Here is a 5985-nt window from a genome sequence, read left to right as displayed (position 1 = left end):
GGAGTGCCAGAAGCCTATGTGTCGCAGACCGAGCGAGGGCGCAAGTCCCGAAGCGAAGCGGTTAGTTGCTGTTATACGCTGGCCTGATTATAGAATAATTATTCTTATTCTTTCTTAAATTATATTTCCTCAATATATAATATTGAATATTTCTACTTCTCTAAATAGAGAATAGTTTTTTATAATTGAATTTCTATATTTTTTAATTTCTTCAATTTTCTTGCTTCAATGATAGTAGAATGTATTTCCTTCTGAAATTTTTTATAATCCAGTGCTGCTTTTTTTAGTTCAATTACATTTAATTTGAGTTCCTTTACCCATTGAAAGTCATGGTCAACTAATAGTAAATCTTCAAAATGTTTATTGAGGCCTTCTATATCTTTCGTAAGACCACAAATAATGCCTTTATGGTAATTCCCCCAGAGAGAATCGCTGGTAAAGTTATGTGATAAAATAGTATCCTTTATCGTAATAATATTTATCAGTTTTTGTCGATAATTAAAAGCTTTCTCTAGGGCTAATCTAACCATTTCATCTATTTTAATAGTAAAAAGTTCGGCTGTTTCAAATTTTTCAAATTCGGTTACTCGATTTCCAATATCAAAAGATATATAATTTTTCACATACCAATGAAAATTCACGCCAACATTCAAAAAAGATCCATGTTCCCGCTTATGTGGTTGAAATTCGATTATAGTTGTATATATACCATGATCGTCATACCACGTGCGTGATTTTCCCTTTTGAACTATTCCGTGTGGTTTAAATAATTTATTAGCTTGTTTAGTTATGATCTTTGAATGTTCTGATTGACTCATAGGTTTTTTATTTTGAGTATTTGATCCTGATCAGGCTTGCGTATAACGAACTAGACTAACCGACGTAGGCTGGCCCTGAGTCCCGGTAACGGGACGTTAGGGATTGGCACGACGCTTGCGAAGGCAAGAGGAGTGCCAAAAGCCTATGTGTCGTAGACCGAACGAGGGCGCCAGTCCCGAAGTGAAGCGGTTAGTCGCTGTTATACGCTGGTTGCGAAATGCTATAATTAGTTATTTTTATCGGAAACTAATCGTGCTTCCGTTATTAGTTCATGCGCAATGAAAAATAGGTTTGATAGTTTTGATTTTTCATTTCCAAGATTTTGCTCTAAATCTGCGAACGAAAATATTCCATTAGTAGTTAGAAAATAAAAGATAACTTCGTTTTTTTCTGGAAGTCGAAATTGGTTACTTTTTTCTTGTTGTGTGAATGGAAGATAATTGTTTGCTTCATTTGTAAAAAATATACTTTTGGCTTTAGGTTTTTCATGTTCACCAATTCCAATCATTCCTCCACCATTACTGAAGTATAAGCTTGTAGTTCCGTCAGCTAAAGAAATTAGCGACACAACGGCATCTGGGTATCCAGTTTCCATAACGATGCCATAAACTGAATTTTGTTTGTTTAATGACAAGTTTATGCTTTCCGGAGTTATTGAAAAGGCGTTTGATCGTAGTCCTTTGTATGTTTCAGAAATTTCATAATTCATTTTTTCTTTTGAGCAAAAATTTAATAGTGTAAGGAGTAAAATAAGTATTGTTTTCTCTTTCATTTTTTTTAGTCTCATTGGTAAGTTATTTTAAATTTTCTATTTTGAGTTAATATTTATGATTTCTTACATTCTGAATAGCTTTAAAACTATTTAATACTTCCTGAATTTCTTATATTTTTTACTTATTAATGAGTTTATATTCGTTAATGTAGGGTGATCAAGAATTTTCAGAAATTTTTCGCAACTTGCGTATAACGAACTAGTCTACTCAACGTTTCCCGACCCTGAGTCCCGGACGGGACGTTAGGGACTGGCACGTAGCTTGCGTATGCGAGCGAGTGACAGAAGGGAAATGTGGCGTAGCCCAAGCGAGGCCGCAGTGCCGAAGCGAAGTGAGTAGACGCTGTTATGCGTAGTGGGTTATTTAGTTATACTTTTTGGTAGAATATTGAATTCAAATTTTTTTGAGACTGTGCGAAATTTATCATCTAAAGTGCAAATTATTAAACTTTCTGAAATCATTCTTCTAAAATGAATAGCTGTAGCTAAATGTGTCGCATCAAGAGATTTCAATTCCAATATATTCTTATTCTTCTTTATTTCAGACTGCACGTCAAAATCTACGTTTTTTAAACTAATTTGAGCGAGAAATTCATTTAAAGTTCCTTCGTATTCATTTAGCCACGCTTTATTGAGTAATTTTCGATTTAAATTGTAAAAGAGATTTATTGATCTATAAGTTTCTATTTCTAAAAGAATTGAACTGAATTTTTTCTCATGTGAATTGAAGATTTCTAAGTATTTATCAGAGTTTATTTCAGAATAGATAATATTTAATAAAAAACTACTATCGATATATAAAGCCAAAGTTAATTTCTCTCTTCATTATATATAGATTTCCAAGTTTTAGATATTTCATCTTTTGAAAGACCTTTAATGATTAGAGATTTAGGCATTTTTACAGGTTTAAATTTTTTAGCTGGTATTAGAGAATTATTTTCAGTGGCTTCTTTAATATACAAATCGGTTTTACTTTCAATAGGAGAGAATTTTTTGATTTCAGCGATAGGATTATTTCTATCGAAAATTACAATAGTTTCACCTTTTTTAACGAATTCCAGGTAACTACTTAAGTGATTTTTTAGGTCTTTTATTCCGATTGATTTCATAAGAAAATGGTAGTCACGGTGACTACAAAGTCAAGTAGTAAATTACGTTTTATTTTTCGTTATTCTTTTTAAATTTAAATTTTAACCCATTACGCATAACGAACTAGGGGAGACGACGTTCCCTGACCCTGAGTCCCGGTGACGGGACGTTAGGGACTGGCACGTAGCTTGCGTATGCGAGCGAGTGACAGAAAGGGAATGTGGCGCAGCCCAAGCAAGGCCGTAAGTGCCGCAGCGCAGCGTTTCCCCGTTGTTATACGAAGGTCAGCTTATTGGATTCTATCGGAGATTTTCTTCTTCTCCCATTTTGTCAATTTACCATTTACTATAGATTTTTTTATGAAATCATTCAAAGGTCGTTTCAGTTTTAAGTCTAATTTCTTTTTCTTGATAAGCTTAATCAAACCATGAAATATTTCTGTATATGTTGAGTAAAAGTCTTTGATCGAGTCTTCTGTCTCAGTTCCTTGGTGAATAGCTTTACTTCTGTTGTCATATATCGTTTCAATTTTTTTATATAAAGATTCTTGCTTGGTTTTTATAAGGAATGCCCCATTAATTTTTATTGTTTCAGTTATAACTCCCTTTACTCCTTCGGATAATAAAATCTCTAATGCAGAACCAAAGTAGATCCATTTGTCTATTCCTATTCTAGTTGAGATAGATCTTCTCAGAAACTCGAGAGAAGATATGATTCTCATATAAAAGTTAAATTCTTCCCCTTTAATTTTTTTACTTAAAATTATGTTGTAAACCAAGTCTATAAAGTTAAATATTTCCAGGGTATTTGCGGAAGGTGATCCTTTGTGTAGGAAAATATCTAGATTAGTATTTATCAATTCCGAAACGAATCCTCTCCCTTCATGTAAGGGTATTGCAACGGGTATAGTTTTGTCCTTTTGCTTATAAAGATATAGGTAATGTTTAATATCTTTTGTGCTAAAATTATTTACATTTAGAGTACTAATATCTGAATTAGTTTTAGCTAGATATTTTTTTTTCTGTGAAATGTTTAATATAATTAATTTTGCGATTTCCTTTTCTAGTATTTTAGAAATAATGAATTCATTTTCATAATATGAAGAGAAAGTGCTTTTTATTTTTAGAATAGCGATAGGGTTTTTGTTAAACCACTCCAGTGGCCTTGATTTTAGGTAATGTGCGATTAGCTTCAAATCCAAATTTGGTTTTTTATTTTCGCTTTGTTGTATATAATTGCTGATAGATAATATAGTTTTATTGTGATCGTTAGTTTGCGGAAAAAAAATAGATTCTTTTAAGTTTAAGGAAAGAGATAGTTTTTTTGAAAAAAACATTTTGATACCGGATTTACTTATTCCGAATTTTACTAGTGGAAATATTATATAAGAATGCTTATTAATTCCATATAAATATAAACTTTCTATAGTTTTATCTATGAAGAGAAGAGAATTGCTTTTCCATTCAAAGTAAATTAAGGTGCTGAGCATTGAAGGAGATAGGAATATACTGTCATTTCTGAATTCTAATAAAATTGCTCTATAAATTGAATCGAAGAGGTTTAAGAATTGATTTGTTTTTGTTTTTCCGTACCGGTTTTCTGATTCGTTTAATAAATGTTCAAAATTATTAAAGATTTTGAAATCGTTATGATAGTAAGTATGGAGCGTAGCTGAATTCTTAATTACATTTGCGTGGCTTAATATTTTTTTTAAATATGTTTTCTTGTTTTTCATTATATTTGCTGACTTTCGTATAACGAACTAGACTAACCGACGTAGGCTGGCCCTGAGTCCCTGGAGGGGACGTTAGGGATTGGCGCGACGCTTGCGCAAGCAAGAGGAGTGCCAAAAGCCTATGTGTCGGAGACCGAACGAGGGCGCAAGTCCCGAAGTGAAGCGGTTAGTTGCTGTTATGCGATGTTGAAATTTATTTATTTTTTCTTTTTCGTTTGATGGAGATTCTTACTTCTTTATTTAAAATTGCATTTATCGGATATTTAGCAATGTAATCGTAATATTGGCTTCTATCAATTTTATTGTTTGTTGAAATGTATTTAATGTTTCTCATAAGTTCTAGTTCTTTTTTCAGTTTTGACTTGTCTGCTTGTTTAATTTCCATATTGTCGATTTTTGTTTGTAAGTTAGATATTTCGTTTTTGTGGTTATTTTCGAGTTCTATTATTTGGTTTTTTAGAAATTTTACATACGAACCCATTTCGTCAGCACTACCTGCTAAGCGATTGAACATAATTAGGTATGGTGCAATAATTTTATTATTAAGGTCATAAGGATATTTCATTGAGTGGTCTATTTCACTCCATGCTTCTTCGAATATTGTTCTTACTTGAATTTCAACATTATGAACTACTTTGTTTGGTTGACACTTGATGACATAATGAATAGAACGATAGGCTCTAGGGTGTTCCATTATTTTTAATTTGTTTTTTTTATAAATACTTGTGTTATCTCCTTCTCTTACATATGCAATTGGTTTTTCTTTTAACTCCCAGGTTTTAGTGATGAAGTCGTGTATATTTTTCCAGTCGTCTTTGAATAGGTGTAGAACTCTTACACCTATAAGGTCAGTAACACTGTTTTTATAATTGCGTATGTTAATTTTTTGAAAAACAGATTCTTTGTTTTTTCGATATATTTTTTCCATTAAATGTGCGGGATCTTTAATTCTGCATTTTACATACTTAACGTTTGGAACTTTCTGTAAAGAATTTGTAACCATTGAAGAAATAGGTTCAATGTTTTGTATAAATGATTGGTAGTCGGCTTTTATTTTTAGTAATGAATTCCAGTCCTCATTTTTTTTAAATTCTGACAGTTGAATATTAAATTGTGTGCAGAAGTCGTGAAGTTCCATTTTTTCCTTTTTAATAATTATTTATTTCAATATCGCATAACGAACTAGGGGAGACGACGTTCCCTGACCCTGAGTCCCGTTAACGGGACGTTAGGGACTGGCACGGAGTTTGCGGATGCAAACGAGTGACAGAAAGGGAATGTGGCGTAGCCCAAGCGAGGCCGTAAGTGCCGAAGCGAAGCGTTTCCCCGTTGTTATACGACGTGCGTTTAGCTAGGTTTGTTTTTTCTATGTTCTGTCAATCCAAACTTCTTTAATCCAGCTTGCTAAATCATTTCATTTTTTTTCGCTTATTCCGTCATGGGATCAATATACTACTTCGTTAATATTATTTAGGCAGTAATAATTCCCATTGTACTCACAAATTGGAAGTAGATTTTTTGGAACATTCATTTTAGTCCAAGCTTCCTTTGCAACATTAACTATAAATGT

At 32.5% G+C, this 5985-nt stretch carries 7 protein-coding genes; all 7 read right to left on the bottom strand.

The window, feature by feature from the left end:
• Positions 1 to 179: 179 nt before the first annotated feature.
• The 7 genes from EHQ24_RS00130 to EHQ24_RS19440 all read right to left on the bottom strand — a co-directional run bounded on the left by EHQ24_RS00130 (position 180) and on the right by EHQ24_RS19440 (position 5979).
• A complete protein-coding gene (locus tag EHQ24_RS00130) occupies positions 180 to 818 on the bottom strand; it encodes a hypothetical protein (RefSeq protein ID WP_135599697.1) in 639 nt (212 codons plus the stop codon).
• A gap of 227 nt (positions 819 to 1045) precedes the next feature.
• Positions 1046 to 1591 carry a hypothetical protein gene (locus tag EHQ24_RS00125; RefSeq protein WP_135599696.1) on the bottom strand — a complete coding sequence of 182 codons (546 nt, stop codon included), beginning with the start codon at positions 1589 to 1591 and terminating at the stop codon, positions 1046 to 1048.
• A gap of 360 nt (positions 1592 to 1951) precedes the next feature.
• Positions 1952 to 2398, bottom strand: a complete 447-nt coding sequence (locus EHQ24_RS00120) for a PIN domain-containing protein (RefSeq protein ID WP_100745206.1) — start codon at positions 2396 to 2398, stop codon at positions 1952 to 1954.
• 2 nt (positions 2399 to 2400) lie between these two features.
• Positions 2401 to 2700 (bottom strand): type II toxin-antitoxin system Phd/YefM family antitoxin, encoded by a 300-nt coding sequence (locus EHQ24_RS00115; protein ID WP_135599695.1) that lies wholly within the window; start codon positions 2698 to 2700, stop codon positions 2401 to 2403.
• A 269-nt stretch (positions 2701 to 2969) separates the two neighbouring features.
• Positions 2970 to 4415, bottom strand: a complete 1446-nt coding sequence (locus EHQ24_RS00110; RefSeq protein WP_135599694.1) for a HEPN domain-containing protein — start codon at positions 4413 to 4415, stop codon at positions 2970 to 2972.
• Between the two features lie 193 nt (positions 4416 to 4608).
• Positions 4609 to 5553 carry a nucleotidyltransferase family protein gene (locus EHQ24_RS00105; RefSeq protein ID WP_135599693.1) on the bottom strand — a complete coding sequence of 315 codons (945 nt, stop codon included), beginning with the start codon at positions 5551 to 5553 and terminating at the stop codon, positions 4609 to 4611.
• Positions 5554 to 5859: 306 nt separating this feature from the next.
• The gene (locus tag EHQ24_RS19440; RefSeq protein ID WP_425270061.1) at positions 5860 to 5979 is read right to left on the bottom strand and encodes an SMI1/KNR4 family protein; all 120 of its coding nucleotides are present in this window, start codon (positions 5977 to 5979) and stop codon (positions 5860 to 5862) included.
• Between the last annotated feature and the right edge of the window lie 6 nt (positions 5980 to 5985).

This window comes from Leptospira noumeaensis, assembly GCF_004770765.1.
Lineage (GTDB): Bacteria > Spirochaetota > Leptospiria > Leptospirales > Leptospiraceae > Leptospira_A > Leptospira_A noumeaensis.
Note: the sequence above shows the minus strand (reverse complement) of the source record. Positions and strands in the feature narration are given on the sequence as shown.

Bases quoted from the DNA above. Each gene is read 5' to 3' on its own strand.
- EHQ24_RS00130 (WP_135599697.1), bottom strand. From the start codon at position 818: ATGAGTCAATCAGAACATTCAAAGATCATAACTAAACAAGCTAATAAA.
- EHQ24_RS00110 (WP_135599694.1), bottom strand. From the start codon at position 4,415: ATGAAAAACAAGAAAACATATTTAAAAAAAATATTAAGCCACGCAAAT.
- EHQ24_RS00115 (WP_135599695.1), bottom strand. From the start codon at position 2,700: ATGAAATCAATCGGAATAAAAGACCTAAAAAATCACTTAAGTAGTTAC.
- EHQ24_RS00125 (WP_135599696.1), bottom strand. From the start codon at position 1,591: ATGAAAGAGAAAACAATACTTATTTTACTCCTTACACTATTAAATTTT.
- EHQ24_RS00105 (WP_135599693.1), bottom strand. From the start codon at position 5,553: ATGGAACTTCACGACTTCTGCACACAATTTAATATTCAACTGTCAGAA.